Here is a 17,023-nt window from a genome sequence, read left to right as displayed (position 1 = left end):
CGAACCACGGTCGGTTCGGCGGTCAATCCGGGCATCCCATGGACAAACTGATCATTACCGGAGGTCGCCGACTCGAGGGTCAGGTCTGGATCTCCGGGGCCAAGAACGCCGTGTTGCCGATCCTGTCCGCCACCTTGCTGGCGGACGGGCCGATGACCATTGGCAACGTCCCGCATCTGCAGGACGTGACCACCACCATGGAGCTGCTCGGCCGCATGGGCGTCAGCCTTACGGTTAACGAGCGCATGCGCATCGAGGTCGACCCGACCACGCTGACCCAGTGCGTCGCCCCGTACGATCTGGTAAAGACCATGCGCGCCTCCATCCTGGTGCTGGGGCCGCTGCTGGCCCGCTTCGGCGAGGCCGAGGTCTCCCTGCCGGGCGGCTGCGCCATCGGTTCGCGCCCGGTGAACCTGCACCTGCGGGGCCTTGAGGCCCTGGGGGCCGAGATCGAGGTCGAAGGCGGCTACATCCACGCTCGCGCGGACCGCCTTAAGGGCGCGCGCGTGGTCTTCGACCAGGTGACGGTAACCGGTACCGAGAACCTGTTGATGGCCGCCACCCTGGCCGAGGGCGAGACCCTGATCGAGAACGCCGCGCGCGAGCCAGAGGTCATCGATCTGGCGGACTGCCTGACCGCGATGGGCGCGAAGATCCAGGGTGCCGGCACCGACACCATTCGGGTGCAGGGCGTGGAGCGCCTGCACGGCTGCGAATACGACGTGATGCCGGACCGTATCGAGACCGGCACCTTCCTGGTCGCCGCCGCGGTCACCCGTGGGCGCGTGCGCTGCCGCAATACCCGCCCGGAGCTGCTGGACGCGGTGCTGGCCAAGCTGGTCGAGGCCGGCGCTCGCATCGAGACCGGGCCGGACTGGATCGAGCTGGATATGGAGGGCCGCCGTCCGAAGGCGGTGAACCTGCGCACCGCGCCGTTCCCGGCCTTCCCGACCGACATGCAGGCGCAGATGATGGTGCTGAACACCGTGGCCGAGGGCACCGGATCGGTAGTCGAGACGGTGTTCGAGAATCGCTTCATGCATGCGCTGGAGCTGCAGCGCATGGGCGCGCACATTACCATCGAGGGCAATACCGCGATCGTCGAGGGCGTGGAAAAACTGGTCGGTGCGCCGGTGATGGCGACTGACCTGCGTGCCTCGGCGAGCCTGATCATCGCCGGCCTGGTGGCCGAGGGCGAGACCGAGGTGGACCGCATCTACCACATCGATCGCGGCTACGAATGCATCGAGGAAAAACTGAGCCAGATCGGCGCGACCATTCGTCGCGAGCCGGTCTGAAGCTGCGACTCACACGGAACCGGACGAACGCCTGACCCATGATGGATCCCAACGCCCTGACCATCGCCCTGTCCAAGGGCCGCATCCTCAAGGACACCCTGCCGCTGCTTTCCAGCGCCGGGATCGAGCTGCTGGAGGATCCGGACGAGACGCGCAAGCTGATCCTCGACACCAACCGCGAGGACGTGAAGATCGTGGTGGTGCGCGCGACCGACGTGCCCACCTACGTGCAGCACGGCGCGGCGTCCATCGGCGTGGCCGGCAAGGACGTGCTGATGGAGCACGGCGCGGCCGGGCTGTACGAACCGCTGGATCTGCATATCGCCGAGTGTCGTCTGATGCTGGCGGGGCGCCCGGGCCAGCAACCGGACCCGCAGCAACGCCTGCGCATCGCCACCAAGTTTGTGAACATCACGCAGAACTACTTTGCCCAGCAGGGCCGCCAGGTCGATATCATCAAGCTCTACGGCTCGATGGAACTGGCACCGCTGGTGGGCCTGGCCGACTACATCGTCGACCTGGTGGATACCGGCAACACCCTCAAGGCCAACGGCCTGGAACCGCTGGAACTGATTACCCCCATTAGTTCCCGGTTGATCGTGAACCAGGCAGCCATGAAGATGCGACATAGAACCATTCAAAATCTCATCGAGGGCCTGCGGGAGGCCGTCACCCCCGCGACGACGTAATCGAGAACACCATGACCGCCGATACCGACGACCTGCGAATCCGCGAAATCCAGGAGGTGTCCGCTCCGGACACCGTACGCGATGAACTGCCGATCACCGATGCGGCGGCCAACACCGTGTTCGAGGCCCGCCAGGCCTGCCATCGCATCCTGCGCGGCGAGGATGACCGCCTGCAGGTGATCGTCGGCCCCTGCTCGATCCACGACGTGGACGCCGCGCTGGACTATGCCGATCACCTGAAGACCCTGCGCGAAGAACTCTCCGACGCGCTGCATATCGTGATGCGGGTGTACTTCGAGAAGCCGCGTACCACGGTTGGCTGGAAGGGTCTGATCAATGACCCCGATCTGGATGGCAGCTTCCATATCAACAAGGGCCTGCGTGTGGCGCGCGGACTGCTGCGCGATCTGGCGGTGAAGGGCATGCCGGCGGCCACCGAATACCTCGACCTGATCAGCCCGCAGTACATCGCGGACCTGGTCGCCTGGGGCGCGATTGGTGCGCGCACCACCGAAAGCCAGGTGCACCGCGAGCTGGCCTCCGGTCTGTCCTGCCCGGTGGGCTTCAAGAATTCCACCGATGGCAGCCTGCGCGTGGCGATCGACGCGATCCGTTCTGCCTCGCGCCCGCATCACTTCCTGTCGGTGACCAAGTCGGGCCGCTCGGCAATCTTCTCCACCACCGGCAACGACGACTGCCACATCATCCTGCGCGGCGGGAAGCAGCCGAACTACGACGCCGCGAGCATCGAAGAGGCCTGCAAGGAACTGCGCATGGCCGAGCTGCCGGAGTCGGTGATGGTGGACTGCAGTCACGCCAACAGCCGCAAGGACCCGAAGCAGCAGATCGAGGTCGCGCGTGTGCTGGGCGAACAGATTGCCGGCGGCGATCGGCGCATTATGGGCGTGATGCTGGAGAGCCACCTGACCGGTGGTCGCCAGGACATCCTGCCCGGCAAGCCGCTGCAATATGGCCAGAGCATCACCGATGCCTGCATGGGCTGGGACGACAGCGAGGCCACCCTGCGCCTGCTGGCCGATGCCGTGCGCGCGCGCCGCAAGGCTGCCGTACCCGCCTGAACGAGGAGCCCGACATGCCATCCATTGCCCGACTCGATACCCAGCAGCCCGATTTCGATCAGGCCCTGGAGAACCTGCTGTCCTGGGAATCCGTTGCCGACACCGGCGTGCGGGACGCGGTGGACGAGATCCTCGGCGCGGTGCGCACCGAGGGCGATGCCGCGGTGTTGCGCTACACCGCCAAGTTCGACCGGCTCGACCGTGCCGCAGTCTCCGATCTTGAGATCCCCCACGACCGCTTGCAGGCCGCCCTGGAGTCGATCCCGGCGGAGCAGCGCAAGGCCCTGGAGATGGCCAGCGCACGCATCCGTCGCTATGCCGAGCACCAGCTCATGCGGGACTGGGATTTCACCGACGAGGACGGCACCGTTCTCGGCCAGCGCGTGACCGCGCTGGACTCGGTGGGCCTGTACGTCCCCGGGGGCAAGGCGGCCTATCCGTCCTCCGTGCTGATGAACGCCATCCCGGCCAAGGTCGCCGGCGTCGAGTTGCTGGTCATGGTCGTGCCCGCCCCGGGCGGTGAGCTGAACGATCTGGTGCTGGCCGCGGCCGCCGTGGCCGGCGTGGATCGCGTGTTTACCGTGGGGGGCGCCCAGGCCGTGGCCGCGCTGGCCTATGGCACCCAGACGATCCCGGCGGTGGACAAGATCGTTGGCCCCGGCAACATCTTCGTGGCCGCGGCCAAGCGTGAGGTGTTCGGCACGGTCGGCATCGACATGATCGCCGGTCCGTCCGAGATCCTGGTGGTCTGCGACGGCGAGACCGACCCCGACTGGATCGCGGCCGACCTGTTCTCCCAGGCCGAGCACGACGAGCAGGCCCAGTCCATCCTGCTGTCCTGGGACGACGCGTTCCTGGATCGCGTGGCCGAGGCCATGGACCGTCTGCTCGAAGAAATGCCGCGCGCCGAGATCATCCGCACCAGCCTCGACAAGCGCGGCGCGCTGGTGAAGGTGCGCGACTCGGCCGAGGCCGTCGCGGTCGCCAACCGCATCGCCCCGGAGCACCTGGAGCTGTCGGTGGCCGACCCGCAGGCGATGCTGGATGCCGGGCTGCGCCACGCCGGCGCGATCTTCATGGGCCGCTATACCTCCGAAGCCCTGGGCGACTACTGCGCCGGCCCCAACCACGTACTGCCGACCTCGCGCACCGCGCGCTTCTCCTCGCCGCTGGGCGTGTACGACTTCCAGAAGCGTTCGAGCATCATCCACTGCTCGGCCGAAGGTGCGGCCAAGCTGGGCGAGACCGCCGCGGCGCTGGCCCACGGCGAGGGCCTGATCGCCCACGCGCGCTCCGCCGAACTGCGCAGTCGATGACCGCCCGTGCGACCCGGACCCCGGACGCCCTGATGCGCCCGGAGGTGCTGGCGCAGCCGGCCTACCAGGTGGCCGACGCGACCGGCCTGATCAAGCTGGACGCGATGGAAAACCCGCATCCCTGGCCGGGGGAGCTGGAAGACGCCTGGCTGGCGGCCCTGCGTGATCCGCAGCTGAATCGCTATCCCGACGCCCAGGCACTGGGGCTGGCCGCACAGGTGCGCGCCGCCCACGGTGTGCCCGAGGCCGCCGGATTGATGTTCGGCAATGGCTCCGACGAACTCATCCAGATCCTGATCACGGCGGTGGCGGGTTCCGGGCGTCCGGTGCTGGCGCCGGAGCCGACCTTCGTGATGTATGGCGTGCTGGCCCGAGCGCTGGGGGTGCCGTTCATCGGTGCCCCCCTGAACGCGGACTTCACCCTGGACCTCGACGCGATGCGCGCGGCGATGGCCGAGCACAACCCGGCGCTGGTGTTCCTCGCCTACCCGAACAATCCCACCGGGACGCTGGACGATGCCGCGACCGTACAGGCCATCGTCGACGAGAACCCCGGGGTCACGGTGGTCGACGAGGCCTACGCCCCGTTCGCCGCGCACAGCTTCCTCAAATGCGTCGGCGAGGATGACGGCCTGATGGTGATGCGCACGGTCTCCAAGCTGGGGCTGGCCGGTGCACGGCTTGGCTATCTGGCAGGCACGCCGGCCTGGATCGATGCGCTGGATCGCCTGCGCCTGCCGTACAACATCAATACCCTGACCCAGCGCTCGGTGGCCTTCGCCCTGGAGCACCGCGAGGCGCTGGACACGCAGGCGCGCGGGATCATCGAGGAACGCGACCGCCTGAGCGAGCGTCTGACCGGGGCGACGGGGGTCGAGCAGGTCTTTCCCAGCCAGGCGAACTTCATCCTGTTCCGGGTACGCGCCGGGGCGGGGCATGCGACCTTCGCGGCCCTGCGCGACGCCGGGATCCTGATCAAGGACGTCGGCCGCGCGCATCCGCTGCTGGTGGACTGCCTGCGCGTCACGGTCGGCCGCCCCGACGAAAACGACGCCTTCCTCGCCGCGCTCGGGCAGGCCCTCGCCGCCTGACGTTTTTTCCGGCGCCACGCCTTTTGGTTGCACCACAGAGGGCACGGAGAAATGCGCGGAGTGGTTTCCGGAACGGCCTAAGCGCATCGTAAAGGGGTCTTGCCCTCGCGGAAGACGCGGCGAGATCGGGTGAAGGCGGGGCACCAGGTCCGGTTTTCGCTCACCCTGTCCCGAACTCGGAAAACCGGAGGTCATCCCGGCCGCAGCGCAGCGAAGAGCCGGGATCTCCGACGTAAATCCTGCCCTCCACGTTCGGCCGGATCACACCGCGGAGCTCCCGGATAACCGCTGCGCAGTTTCCGGGATGACAAGGGGGCGCTGCCGGGCCGGTGCGCAAGAGCGGCGGTACCCCCTGACAGCCCTGCGCATTTCTCCGTCTCCTCCCGTGCCCTCTGTGGTGAAGAGCCTTTCCTGGCTCTTTCCCGGTGCGGCGTCTCAGCGGCGACCGGCGGGCGGTTCCAGACGCAGACCGCGGACCTCGCCCATGGCACCGCCAGCGCGCAGGGCCTCCGTAAACGGGGACTGGCGGGCGGGTTCGCCGTTGATGCTCTCGATGGTGATGCCGCGGCGTTTGGGCAGCCAGCGGCTGCCGCTGCCGGTGAGCTGGCGGATGGCGTCGGTCACCAGGGTGGCGTGTTCCTCCGCGGTGTCGATGCCGGGGAACGCTTCCCAGACGAACAGCTGGCGGCCGGAGGCGGCGAGATAGAGCAGCGGCTGACCGCCGGCCAGCGCGACCAGGGCCCCGGCCACGCGGCGCAGGCGGCCCTCGGCGGCCTCCGGCGGCTGCGGCCAGGGCAGGAGCTGGCCCCAGGGATTGGCCGGGTCGACGCTGGCCAGCCACTGCGGCTCGGGGGTGGCGTCGGCCGTGCGTTCCAGCGCGCGCAGGCGGTCCACCGCGCCGGCGCGCGCGAACTGGGCGCCGGTCAGGCCCTCGACGAAGTGGCCGCGGCGCAGCTTGCCGGCGTCCTCCATCGCACGGTAGACGGGGTACACGCGGCCGAAGCCGCCCGGCAGCCCCTCGGCGCGCGCCATCTCGCGGCTGACCACGCCGTAGCGTGCCAGCAGGTTCTCGGCCTGTTCGCGAGCGCGTTCCGTCAGCGACACGCCGGGATCGATCAGGTCGGCCACCCGGGACCAGCGCCCGCCGGCCAGGCCCTGGCCCGGGCGCCGCCGGCCGCGCGAGCTGGGCTTACGCTGGCCCAGGCTGCGCAGCGGGGCAAAGGTGTCGTTGGTGATCTGCCCGGCCCAGACCCGATCCCAGATCGCGGCCTCGATCATGTCCTGGCGGGCGGCGGGCTGCGCCTCGCGCGCTGCGCGTTCCAGCTCCATGTAGAAGCAGGCGCCGCGCCGGTCCAGCGTCTCCAGGATGGCTTCGGCCAGTGGGTCGTCGCGGGCCGGTGTCTCCGCCTCGGGTGTGTCCGGCTCCAGCAGCACCATCGCCTGTTCGCGGCGCAGGAAGCGGATGCGCCCGTCACTCTGGCCCAGCGCGCCACTGCCCACCCAGACGAACTCGCCGGACGCGGTGATGCGGTCCAGCGCGTCCAGCGAGAAGTCGCGCACCCGCATCGGCAGCACATGGGTGGTCCAGGCCGACCAGGGCAGGGCGACGCCTTCGAGCTGCGTGAGCACTTCGCGCAGGGTGCCGATGCCTGACCCGGGCTCGCTCAGGCCCTGCCAGGCGGGCAGGAAGCGGCCCAGCGCGCGGGCGTCCACCGCCGCCGCCTCGTCGCGCAGGCGGGCCAGGGTGCGGCGCTTCAGCCGGCGCAGGATGTCCAGCTCGCACCAGTCCTCGCCCTGGCCCTGCGGGCGGATCTCGCCGCGCAGCAGCACGCCGGCACTCTCTAGCGCCTCCAGCGCCGGAAGCAGCGCGCCGGGCGCGAGGCCGTAGCGAACGCCCAGCTCCTCGACGCGGAATGGCCCATGGGTGCGGGCGTAGCGGCGCAGCAGCTGTTCCAGCGGGCGTTGCGGCGGCTCGAGGAAACCGGCGGGCAGGCCGGGTGGTGGCACGACCCCGAGCGCGTCGCGAAAGAGGGCAGCGTCCTCGGCCGCGATCCAGCGCGGCTCGCCGGCGATTCGGACCTCGACCGCACGCAGCCCGTCGGCCAGGGTCTGTAGCCAGGGTGCGGGGTTTTCGTCCGCTGCGGCTTCGATCTCCTCCCGCGTCAGGTCGCCCCCCCGGCGCAGCAGGTCATGCAGCTCGTCGGCGTCGCGGACCTGTGTCGCCTCGGTGGTGTGCGCCAGCTCGGCCTCCAGCTCGGCCAGGGCATCGGGGTCAATCAGCTCGCGCAGCTCGGCCTGGCCCAGCAGCTCGGCCAGCATCCCGCGATCGAGTGTGAGCGCCTGCGCCTTGCGCTCGGCCATCGGCGCGTCCTGCTCGTAGATGTAGGCGGCGACGTAGGCGAATACCAGGCTGCGCGCGAACGGCGAGGCCCGTGGCGTTTCCACCTCGTGCACGCGGATGTGGCGCTCCTGCACCCCGCGCAGGATCTCCCGGAGGGCGTCCAGATCGAACACGTCGGCCAGCACCTGGCGGTAGGTCTCCAGCACCACCGGGAAGCTCGCGTACTCGCGCACCGACGCGAGCAGCTGCTGCGACTTCAGGCGCTGGGCCCACAGCGGCGTGCGCTGGCCCGGGCGGTTGCGCACCAGAAGCAGGGCGCGGGCCGCATTCTCGCGGAAGGCGCTGGCGAACAGGGTGGAGTGTCCCAGCTCGCGGGTGACCGTCTCCTCCAGTTCCTCCGGGTCGGGGAACAGGCTGTCCAGCTCGGGCAGGTCCTCGCTGTCCGCCAGGCGCAGCACGATGCCGTCGTCGGTGTACATCACCTGCACCTCGAAGCCGGAGGTGCTGGTCAGCGCCCCCTGCAGGGCCAGCGCCCAGGGGGCGTGCACGCGGGCGCCGAACGGGGTCAGGATGCACACGCGCCAGTCGCCGACCTCGTCGCGGAAGCGCTCGACCACGATGCGCTTGTCCGACGGGAGCTGCCCGGTGGCCTCGCGCTGTTCGTCGATGTAGTCGCCGAGGGTCTCGACCGCCGCCTCCGACAGCGGGGCATGCTCCTTGAGCCAGGTCGCGCGTTCGGCGCGGTCCATGCGCGCGAGGCGTTCGGTGGCGGCGCCGATTGCGCGCCCGAGTTCGATTGGGCGGCCGGGGCCGTCGCCATGCCAGAAGGGCAGCTTGCCGACCTCGCCGGGGGCGGGGGAGACCAGCACGCGGTCGCGGGTGATCGCCTCCACGTGCCAGGTGCTGGCGCCCAGGGTCACGTTCTCGCCGGTCTTCAGCTCGAACACCATCTCCTCGTCCAGCTCGCCGATGCGCGGGCCGCCCTCGCCGACATGCACGCCGTACAGGCCGCGGTCGGGGATGGTGCCGGCGTTCAGGCGCGCGGCCAGCGCCGCGCCCCGGCGCGGGGTCAGCTCGTCGCGCGCGCGGTCCCAGGCGAGCCACGGGCGCAGGTCGGCGAAGTCGGTGCTGGGGTAGTGGCCGGAGAGCATGTCCAGGGTCGCCTCCAGCAGCGGGCGCGACAGCTCGCGCCAGGGTGCGGCGCGGCGTATCAGCGCGTGCAGCTCGTCCACCGTGCGCGGGCGTTCGCAGACCATCGCGACGAGCTGCTGGGCGAGCACGTCCAGCGGGTTGTGCGGGGCATGGATTGGTTCCAGCGCGCCGACCTGCATGCGCTCGCCAATCACCGCGCATTCCAGCAGGTCGCCGCGAAAGCGCGGCAGCAGCAGCGAGCGCGAGACCTGGCCGACCCCGTGCCCGGCGCGTCCGGCGCGTTGCAGGCCGCGGGCAACCGAGCCGGGCGACTCGACCATGATCACCAGGTCCACCGCACCCATGTCGATGCCCAGTTCCAGCGAGCTGGTGGCGACGATGCCGCGCAGGCGTCCGGTCTTCAGTCGCCCCTCGATCTCCGCGCGGCGCTCGTGGGAGACGCTGCCGTGGTGAGCGGCGACCAGGTCTTCGGGCTTTTTGGCGTCCTCGGGATGCTGTTCGCGCCAGGCGTCGTTGATGCGCTGGACCAGGCGTTCGCAAAGCCCGCGGCTGTTGACGAACACGATGGTCGAGCGGTGTTCCAGGATCGCCGCCAGCAGGCGCGGCTCCAGGCGCGCGGCGCGGTCGCCGCCCCCGCCCGGGAGTGGTCCGGTGCCCTGGCCGTAGACCGCGCCGAGGATGGAGCCGGACGGGATGGTTTCCGCGCCTTCGGACGCTTCGAGGGTGGGAGGTGCGTGTGCCGCTGGCGGCTCCTCCGGGGCGAGGATCTCGAGATCCAGGCGTGGGGCCTCGGCGGCGTCGATCACCTCCACCTCGCGGTTGCCGCCGAGGAAGCCTCGCGCGACCTCCATCGGATGCACGGTCGCGGAGAGCCCGATGCGTTGCGGGTCGTGGCCGCAGCGCTCGGCCAGGCGTTCCAGCGACAGGGCCAGGTGTGCGCCGCGCTTGTTCCCGGCCAGGGCGTGCACCTCGTCGATGATTACCGTATGGACGGATTCGAGGTTCTCCGCGGCCTTCGAGCCCAGCAGCAGGTAGAGCGACTCCGGCGTGGTCACCAGGATGTCGCCGGGTTCGCGCGCCTGGGCACGGCGCTCGGCCTGCGGGGTGTCGCCGGTGCGGATGTGCACCACGGGTTCGCGGGCCGACTCGTCGCCCAGGCGCGCGGCGGTCCGGGTGATGCCGGTCAGCGGGGCGCGCAGGTTGCGCTCGATGTCGGTGGCCAGTGCCTTCAGTGGCGAGATGTAGAGTACCGAGTAGCCGGTGCGGGGTTCCGGGGCCGGCTCGCCGGTCAGGCGGTCGATTGCACTCAGGAACGCGGCAAGGGTCTTGCCGCTACCGGTCGGAGCGATCAGCAGACAGTGGTGGCTGGCGCGGATCGCGGGCCAGCCGCGGGACTGGATGGGAGTGGCCTGCTCGAAGGCCTCGCGAAACCAGGTGTCGGTCGCGGGACGAAAGGGCGTGACCGGCATCGGCTGGGGCCCCGAGCTGGCGGGTCAGGCGTGGCCGACGGTGCTGTCGGTGGTGGAGTGGAAGTAGTCGCTGTCGCGCGCCAGCTCGTCGATCAGCTCGTGCAGCATGGCCAGCCGGCTTTCAGCATCCGCGAACGGGGCGCAGTCCTCGCACAACGGGTCGCCGCAGGGTTGGCGGCTGTACAGCCAGAAGTGGATCGCACCGGCCAGCAGGCCGTCGGCAACATCACCGGTCTCGTCGGCCTGGCCGTCATCCGCCAGGCGGTTGGCCAGCTCGATCAGGTGCTGGGCGGCGTTGTTGTAGGTCTGGTCGGTGGTGTCGTTCATGGGGTCTCGGGACAGTCTTGTTTAGCCAGCGCCAGTCGGTTTGACTGACACAGAACCCGGCAGTTTACCGCGACTGGCCGATATTCCGAAGAAACAGGGGAATATGCCGTTCCTCCGGGGACAGGCCGCCGTGGGCGCCAACGAAGAACGGCCCTTCGTCGTCGGCCGGCGGGTCCACCAGGTAGGCGTCCTCGACCGGCAGCAGCAGGTAGTCGCCGGCCCGCGCGCGCAGTTCCGGGTGTTGCGGCTCGGGGCCGAGGGTCCCGTGGCCCAGCCACTCGGCCTGCGGGATGGCCAGGACATCGTCACCGAACGCCCGCTCCAGTGCCTGCAGGAAGTCAGCGTGCTGTCCGGTTCGGATGTGGGCGAGGGCGGCGCGTGGCTCGCCGGTCAGACGGTGGCGCAGGCAGGCCTGTACCGCCGGATGCTCGCGGAGGTCCAGGCGGCGTTCGACCGTGCGCATGCCGTGGTCGGCGGTGGTCAGGAACACGCTCTCGGGGCGCTGGATCTGCGCGCAGGTGGCGGTGTAGGCCAGGTCCAGCTGTTTCAGGTGGCGCTCCACCTCCGGGCTGTCCGGGCCGTACTCGTGGCCCAGATGGTCCAGCTCCGACCAGTAGACGTAGGTGAAGTGGGGGCCTGGCGTCGCGTTCACGTGCGCGGCCACCCGCGCCGGCAGCTCGGAGAGGTCCTCGAAGCCAATGAAGTCGGCGCCGCGGCTCATCATGCGGTTGTAGGGCGTGCCGCCGATCCATTCCGGGCCGATGAAGGTCATGCCGCAGTCAAGCCGGTCGCCCAGGCGGTCGGGCTGCACGCGGCCGGTCAGCTCGCGGTAGCCGAGCGTGGCCGGGTGGTCGTCGGCGCCGCGCTCCTGGCCCATCAGTACCGTAAGGGTGCGTTCGGCGGCCGCCAGGCGGGTATGCCAGCCGAGCAGGCCATGCCGTGCGGGGTGGCGGCCGGTCAGGATGCTGGTGATCGCGGTGGCCGTAGTGCTGGGAAACACAGTCTCCAGATCGGTCACGTGGTCCGCGCCCAACAGCGGCGTGTGGCGGCGGTAACGGGCGGCAAAGCCGTCGATGAGCCAGAGTACGATATGGCGGTCCGGGCCCAGGTGCTCGGAGACACCCGCGAGCGGCGGGTGCGAGGCCGCCGCGTTCAGGCTCGCCTCGATCTGGCCGAGCAGGTCCATCAGCCCGGGGGATTCCAGCCGCGCGCGCAGAATGGCGTCCACGGCCGAGTGGGCCGTGGGGGTGGCAGTGACCGACAAGACCTCAGGCCTTCGCGCCGCCGTCGCCGCCCATGCAGGGCGGGGAATCCGCGACCTTTCCGGCGCGCTCGAACCACTGGTCCGGGTCCAGGGTGTGCAGCGCCAGGGCGTGGATGCCCCCGGCCAGCTCGTCGGCCAGGGCCTGGTTCACCAGACGATGCCGCGCGATCAGTTTCTGATCGCGAAAGGCCTCGGATACCACGGTCACCTTGAAGTGCGACTCCGAACCCGGCGGCACGTTGTGCATGTGGCTCTCGTTCACCACCTCCAGATGCTCGGGCGCAAAGCGTTCCTCCAGTTTCCGGCTAATGGTCTCCTGCATGGTCATCGACGACTCCAGTGCTTCGAATGGTGGGTCAACGTGTCCAGTCTGCCGTGTCGGCAACGCATGTCCAGATCCTCTGTGGGTCGCATGGCTGCCGTGCCCGGAAGACCGGGATTGCGCGCCCGGTGCGCGGGTCTTCCAATAGTCCGGATCACGATGCAGGTGCATGATGGCGAGAATCAGAACAGCGTCGTTGAAACCGGTGCCGTATCTTCTCGAAGACCTGCTCGCCCGGAATGGCCGCGACCGTGCCCGACCGGATCTCTTCCAGGCGTTTTCGGGAGACTTCCGCCCATTTTCGGTCTACATCCGCATCGGGCGGGTTCAGGCTGCGCAGGAGAGAATCGACTACCAGGGCGCGGTCCTCCACGGGTAGGGACTCGGCTTCGTCGATGAGGTCTTTGATCTTCATGTCATCATCCTCGTGACATCGCTGTGGGCGATGGCCGGAGCAAGGTGTCTGCTCATACTGGCATGGTAGTGCGAGAGGGCGCCATTGTGGCCGGCATGAAGCAGGTGGTTCCCGCTCCTGGGAGGTGATGATGCGACAGACACTGGCGTTCGATGTGTACGGGACGCTGATCGATACGCAGGGGATTGTGGCGACGCTCGAAGGCTGGATCGGCGAGCGGGCACCTGTGCTGGCGCGTGCCTGGCGCGAGAAGCAGCTCGAATACACCTTCCGGCGTGGGCTGATGGGGGCGTATGCGGACTTCGATACCTGTACCGAGCAGGCGCTGCGCTATTGCTGCCAGGCGTTGGATATCGAGCTCGACCCTGAGCAGGAGGTGGCGTTGTTGCTGCGCTATCGCCAGCTCCCCGCCTTTACCGATGCGGCTCCGGCCCTGGATCGCCTGCGCGCGGACGGCCACCGCCTGTTCGCATTCAGCAACGGCAGGGCCGAGACGGTGGACGAGCTGCTGCGCCACGCCGGTCTGGACGATCGCTTCGAGGATGTCGTCAGCGTGGACGAGATCGGCTGTTTCAAGCCCGATCCACGGGTGTACCGGCATTTCCTCCAGCGGGCGAATGTATTGCCGATGGCTGCCTGGCTGATCTCGGGCAACCCGTTTGACGTGATCGGCGCGCAGGCCGCGGGTATGCGCACGGCCTGGCTCGACCGGGCGGGGCAGGGGCTGTTCGATCCCTGGGGCGGGGAACCCACCGCTACCATCCGGGGCCTGGACGAGCTGACCGGCGCGCTGGGTTTGTAGCGGCCGCGACCTCGGCAAGCATTCCCGTTGCAACGCGCTATTCGCACGCGGTGGTTGCGCTACGATGGAGATCGGGCAGCCGCCGGGAGAGGAGCGTGAGCCAGCACGTCAAGCAACGGGCCGCGCCCGCAGTCGAATCGCCCCCGATCCGTCCCGCCACGCTCGAGGATCTGGAGGCGCTGGTGGCGCTGGAACAGGCGGCGTTCGAGGTCGATCGCATCTCGCGGCGGCAGTTTCGCTACCTCCTCACGCGCGGGCATGCGGCCACGCTGGTGGCGGAGGGGCCCGGCGGTGAGGGGCTGCTCGGCTACGTGATGCTGCTGTTCAGCCGGGGTACGTCGCTGGCGCGGCTGTACTCGATCGCGGTCAGCGAGCGGGCACGCGGGCAAGGGCTCGGGCGGCGCCTGGTGGAGGCGGCGGAGGATGTGGCGCGGGAGCACGGCCGGACCGATCTGCGCCTGGAGGTGCGGCGTGACAACGCGGCCAGTCAGGCATTGTTCCGTGGGCTGGGGTATCGCGATTTCGGCACCATCGATGATTACTACGAGGACCACATGGATGCGCTGCGGCTGCAGAAGTCGCTGGCGCCCGGTCCCGATCCGGCGCTGGTGCGCGCACCGTACTACGCGCAGACGCTGGAGTTCACCTGCGGCCCGGCCGCGCTGATGATGGCGATGCGCGCCATCGACCCGGACCTGAAGCTGGACCGGCGCCTGGAGCTGCGCCTGTGGCGTGACGCCACCACCATATTCATGACCTCCGGCCACGGCGGTTGCGGTCCCTACGGGCTGGCGCTGGCGGCCGCCCATCGCGGGTTCGAGGTGGAACTGCTGGTGCGCGATCGCGGCGTGGCGTTTGCCGATTCGGTGCGCAGCGTGGAGAAAAAGGAGGTCATGCAGCTGGTGCAGGAAGAGATGATCGAGGAGCTGGAGCAGCTCGGGGTCCCCGTGGTGCATGGTCCGGTGAACGTGGCCCAGCTGGCGGCACGCTCTGCCGAGGGCGGGGTGCCGGTGGTGTTGATCAGCAGCGTGCGGCTGTACGCCGAGCGCTTCCCGCACTGGGTTACGGTCACCGGGTTCGACGAGCGTTTTGTCTACGTGCACGACCCGTTCGTGGATACCGAGCAGGGCGAGCGCGCGCTGGATTCGGTCAACATGCCGATCGCCCGCGCAGACTTCGAGCGCATGGCGCGCTATGGACGCGCGGGGTTGCAGGCGGCGGTGATCGTCGGCCCACGCAAGACGCCAGGGGTGGCGCATGCCTGAGCACCGCATCCTGGTCGAGCGCCGGGCGGACTGGAAGCCGCACTTCCCCGACCTGCCGGTGATGGCGATCGACGACTACCTGCGCGGCCCGGCCGTCGACGACCCGGCCAACCTGCGGGTGATCAACCTGTGCCGTAGCCAGCGCTACCTGTCGGCGGGCTACTACGGCTCGTTGCTGGCGGAGGCGCGCGGGCATCGGGTGATCCCCAGCGTGCGCACTCTGCAGGACCTGTCGCGCAAGTCGATCTACAGCCTGGACACCGAAGAACTGGATGAACGTGTGGCGCGCGTACTGGGGCGCAGCCGCCAGGGCACGCATCCGGAACGGCTGGAACTGACCGTGCTGTTCGGCCAGTGCGCCGAGCCGGCGCTGCAGGAGATCGCCGGGCAGCTGTTCGCCCTGTTCCCCGCGCCGATGTTCCGGGTGGAGTTCCGGCTGCAGGGCCAGTGGCAGATCCATGCCCTGCGCCCGTTCGCGCTCAACGCGCTCGAGCCCGAGCAGGAGCCGGCCTTCTTTGCCGCCCTGGAGCGCTACCTCTCCAAGCCCTGGCGCCGCCGGCGCGAGGCCCGCAGCGCCCGCTACGAGCTGGCCATCCTGCACAACCCGGACGAGGCCCTGGCCCCGTCCACGCCGGCGACGCTCAAGCGCTTCGTCCGCGCTGGACAGGAGCAGGGGATGGATGTCGAGCTGATCCAGGCGCGCGACCTGCCGCGGCTGGCGGAGTTCGATGCCCTGTTCATCCGCGAGACCACCGCGATCGACCACTACACCTACCGCTTCGCGCGCAAGGCCGAGGCCGAGGGCATGGTGGTGATCGACGATGCCGACTCCATCCTGCGCTGTACCAACAAGGTCTACCTGGCCGAACGCCTGGCCGCCCATCGCGTGCCCACACCGAAGACGGTGATTCTCAACCGCGAGACCATCCTGCGCGCGGAGGAATCGATCGGCTATCCCGTGGTGCTGAAGATCCCGGACGGCAGCTTCTCGCGCGGCGTATTCAAGGCGAACGACCGCGGCGAGCTGGAATCCATCGCCCGGCGCCTGCTCAAGGAGAGCGATCTGATCCTCGCCCAGGAGTTCGTCTACACCGAATTCGACTGGCGCATCGGTGTGCTCAACCGCCAGCCGCTGTACGCCTCGCAATACCTGATGTCGCGCAAACACTGGCAGATCGTCAACCACGACGCCAAGGGCGGCGCGCGCGAGGGCGGCTTTCGCACCCAGGCCCTGGCCGACGTGCCCGCGGCGGTGGTCAAGACCGCCGTCAAGGCCGCCAACCTGATCGGCGACGGCCTCTACGGCGTCGACCTCAAGCAGACCCCGCGCGGCGTGATGGTGATCGAGGTCAACGACAACCCCAACCTTGACGCCGGCATCGAGGACAAGGTCCTCGGCGAGACGCTCTATACCACCCTGATGCAGGACTTCGTCCGCCGCCTCGACGCCGCCCGCCGCCACCGCGCCGCACCCTGATGCGGCTTTCCGGCGCGCTCGTTACGGGCGAGGGGTATCGAGCTTGCTCGGATTCCAGGTCAGGCTGCCTCGGGCGGCTCGTGTTGCGGGTCGTGGAGTTCGAGGTCGACCATCAGTTCGTTGGCCAGTGCCTCGAGGGCGTCCTGCAGGGTGTCCAGATCCAGGTCCTCGGGGACGCCGAGCTGCGCCTGCGCGTGGAACATTGGTTCGCCGGTCATTGAGCCCGGCTTGCAGGCCGTATCCAGGGTTTCCACGCTGACGCCGTGGCGCGAGAGGATGGCGGTGATGTCCTGCACGATCCCCGGCCGGTCGTGTCCGACCAGATCGAGCACCACCCGGTGCCAGGGCGGTGCCGGAAGCTCACTCCCGCGCTGGATCTGGACCTGTAGACCGTCCCCCTCCAGCTCGCGCAGTGCGGCCTCCAGCTGGTCCGCGGCATCCGCCTCGGCCTCCAGCAGCACGACCCCGGCGAACTGACCGGCCAGCTGCGCCATGCGGCTCTCCAGCCAGTTGCCGCCCGCCGCCCGCGCCCGCGCCGCCACCGCGCTGACCAGCCCCGGCCGGTCCGGCCCGATCACCGTCAGAATCACCGAAGTCTTCATGCTCTGTCTCCCTGTTCCCGTTGCGATCAGACGGGTCATGCTACGGCATGGTTCCGGTTCGCAGGTACCGCGCCACTTTGGAGCCCTTGCCGGCACTGGCGCGATTCGGCGCTA

Annotated in this window: 14 protein-coding genes; 8 read left to right on the top strand and 6 right to left on the bottom strand. The window is 69.3% G+C overall.

Annotated features, from left to right (window positions below):
• Positions 1 to 38 precede the first annotated feature (38 nt).
• The 5 genes from murA to hisC are packed head-to-tail and all read left to right on the top strand — an operon-like array spanning position 39 to position 5,473.
• Positions 39 to 1,298: a UDP-N-acetylglucosamine 1-carboxyvinyltransferase gene (gene murA, locus F618_RS0107260; RefSeq protein ID WP_018144514.1), complete on the top strand. Its 1,260-nt coding sequence runs from the start codon at positions 39 to 41 to the stop codon at positions 1,296 to 1,298.
• Between the two features lie 38 nt (positions 1,299 to 1,336).
• Positions 1,337 to 1,987, top strand: a complete 651-nt coding sequence (gene hisG, locus F618_RS0107255) for an ATP phosphoribosyltransferase (RefSeq protein ID WP_018144513.1) — start codon at positions 1,337 to 1,339, stop codon at positions 1,985 to 1,987.
• A gap of 11 nt (positions 1,988 to 1,998) precedes the next feature.
• Positions 1,999 to 3,066 carry a 3-deoxy-7-phosphoheptulonate synthase gene (locus F618_RS0107250; RefSeq protein WP_018168264.1) on the top strand — a complete coding sequence of 356 codons (1,068 nt, stop codon included), beginning with the start codon at positions 1,999 to 2,001 and terminating at the stop codon, positions 3,064 to 3,066.
• 14 nt (positions 3,067 to 3,080) lie between these two features.
• Entirely contained in the window at positions 3,081 to 4,382 is a 1,302-nt protein-coding gene (gene hisD / locus F618_RS0107245; protein ID WP_019568176.1) for a histidinol dehydrogenase, read from the top strand.
• The gene (gene hisC, locus F618_RS0107240; protein WP_019568175.1) at positions 4,379 to 5,473 is read left to right on the top strand and encodes a histidinol-phosphate transaminase; all 1,095 of its coding nucleotides are present in this window, start codon (positions 4,379 to 4,381) and stop codon (positions 5,471 to 5,473) included. Before hisD ends, hisC begins: the two co-directional genes overlap by 4 nt.
• Before the next feature lie 435 nt (positions 5,474 to 5,908).
• On the opposite strand, the gene F618_RS0107235 is transcribed toward hisC, so the two are convergent.
• From F618_RS0107235 to F618_RS15455, 5 genes are all read right to left on the bottom strand, one after another.
• Positions 5,909 to 10,435, bottom strand: a complete 4,527-nt coding sequence (locus F618_RS0107235) for a DEAD/DEAH box helicase (protein WP_019568174.1) — start codon at positions 10,433 to 10,435, stop codon at positions 5,909 to 5,911.
• A gap of 24 nt (positions 10,436 to 10,459) precedes the next feature.
• Positions 10,460 to 10,762 (bottom strand): hypothetical protein, encoded by a 303-nt coding sequence (locus F618_RS0107230; RefSeq protein ID WP_018144508.1) that lies wholly within the window; start codon positions 10,760 to 10,762, stop codon positions 10,460 to 10,462.
• A 64-nt stretch (positions 10,763 to 10,826) separates the two neighbouring features.
• Positions 10,827 to 12,026 (bottom strand): alkaline phosphatase family protein, encoded by a 1,200-nt coding sequence (locus F618_RS0107225; protein WP_019568173.1) that lies wholly within the window; start codon positions 12,024 to 12,026, stop codon positions 10,827 to 10,829.
• Positions 12,027 to 12,030: 4 nt separating this feature from the next.
• Positions 12,031 to 12,354 (bottom strand): BolA family transcriptional regulator, encoded by a 324-nt coding sequence (locus tag F618_RS0107220; protein ID WP_018176172.1) that lies wholly within the window; start codon positions 12,352 to 12,354, stop codon positions 12,031 to 12,033.
• 148 nt (positions 12,355 to 12,502) lie between these two features.
• The gene (locus tag F618_RS15455; protein ID WP_081620867.1) at positions 12,503 to 12,763 is read right to left on the bottom strand and encodes an addiction module protein; all 261 of its coding nucleotides are present in this window, start codon (positions 12,761 to 12,763) and stop codon (positions 12,503 to 12,505) included.
• 130 nt (positions 12,764 to 12,893) lie between these two features.
• On the opposite strand from F618_RS15455, the gene F618_RS0107210 reads away from it, so the two are divergent.
• The 3 genes from F618_RS0107210 (at position 12,894) to F618_RS0107200 (ending at position 16,307) form a co-directional block, all read left to right on the top strand.
• On the top strand, positions 12,894 to 13,565 hold the full coding sequence (locus tag F618_RS0107210) for a haloacid dehalogenase type II (RefSeq protein WP_026331183.1): 672 nt from the start codon (positions 12,894 to 12,896) through the stop codon (positions 13,563 to 13,565).
• Between the two features lie 95 nt (positions 13,566 to 13,660).
• Positions 13,661 to 14,830: a GNAT family N-acetyltransferase/peptidase C39 family protein gene (locus F618_RS0107205; protein WP_019568171.1), complete on the top strand. Its 1,170-nt coding sequence runs from the start codon at positions 13,661 to 13,663 to the stop codon at positions 14,828 to 14,830.
• Positions 14,823 to 16,307, top strand: coding sequence for a RimK family protein (locus F618_RS0107200; RefSeq protein ID WP_019568170.1), 1,485 nt, complete (start codon positions 14,823 to 14,825; stop codon positions 16,305 to 16,307). The genes F618_RS0107205 and F618_RS0107200 overlap by 8 nt, the downstream gene beginning before the upstream one ends.
• 59 nt (positions 16,308 to 16,366) lie before the next feature.
• Here F618_RS0107200 and F618_RS0107195 read toward each other — a convergent pair whose 3' ends face one another.
• Positions 16,367 to 16,909, bottom strand: a complete 543-nt coding sequence (locus F618_RS0107195) for a glycine cleavage system protein R (protein ID WP_019568169.1) — start codon at positions 16,907 to 16,909, stop codon at positions 16,367 to 16,369.
• Between the last annotated feature and the right edge of the window lie 114 nt (positions 16,910 to 17,023).

The organism is Thioalkalivibrio sp. ALMg13-2 (assembly GCF_000381185.1).
In the GTDB taxonomy this organism is placed as follows: domain Bacteria; phylum Pseudomonadota; class Gammaproteobacteria; order Ectothiorhodospirales; family Ectothiorhodospiraceae; genus Thioalkalivibrio; species Thioalkalivibrio versutus.
Note: the sequence above shows the minus strand (reverse complement) of the source record. Positions and strands in the feature narration are given on the sequence as shown.